This window comes from Neisseria sp. P0021.S007, from assembly GCF_051956855.1.
In genome coordinates this window covers 1-524 of sequence record NZ_JBQCXA010001164.1, presented here as the reverse complement: position 1 = coordinate 524, position 524 = coordinate 1, and the positions used below count along the sequence as shown (strand labels likewise).

The window sequence follows — 524 nt, the reverse complement described above, 5'->3', positions numbered from 1 at the left end:
CTATTACGCTGCCAATAAAGGCGGTTTGGGCATAGAAGAGTCGCTCGCCGGAGGCATCGTCGGCGCATACGGCGGCAGCGTTTATTTGTCTACCATCCTCGGCGCATGGCTTGCCGACCGGATTTGGGGCGCGGAGAGAACGCTGTTTATTTCCGGCATCGTGGTCATGCTCGGACACATCGTTTTGGCAATCGCACCGGGTCTGTACGGACTGCTATGCGGCTTGGTACTCATCGCACTGGGCAGCGGCGGCGTGAAATCGTCGGCAAGCTCGATGGTCGGCTCGCTTTATGAGGCGGATCACATGAAGCCGCTGCGCGATGCCGGTTTTTCCATTTTCTATATATCCATCAACATCGGCGGCTTTTTAGGCCCGCTCCTGACCGGCTTACTGCAAACGAAGATGGGTTTCCACTACGGCTTCGGCGCGGCGGCAGTCGGTATGGCTTTCGGGCTGTGGCGCTACTCTGCGGGACGCAAACTGCTGCCGCACACGCCTGCGCCCAATCCGCTGCGTCCTGAAA

General features: G+C 59.0%; 1 protein-coding gene. It reads left to right on the top strand.

Annotated features, from left to right (window positions below):
• The coding region (locus ACTHUR_RS18070; protein WP_440400130.1) for an oligopeptide:H+ symporter at positions 1-524 on the top strand (524 nt) is incomplete at both ends.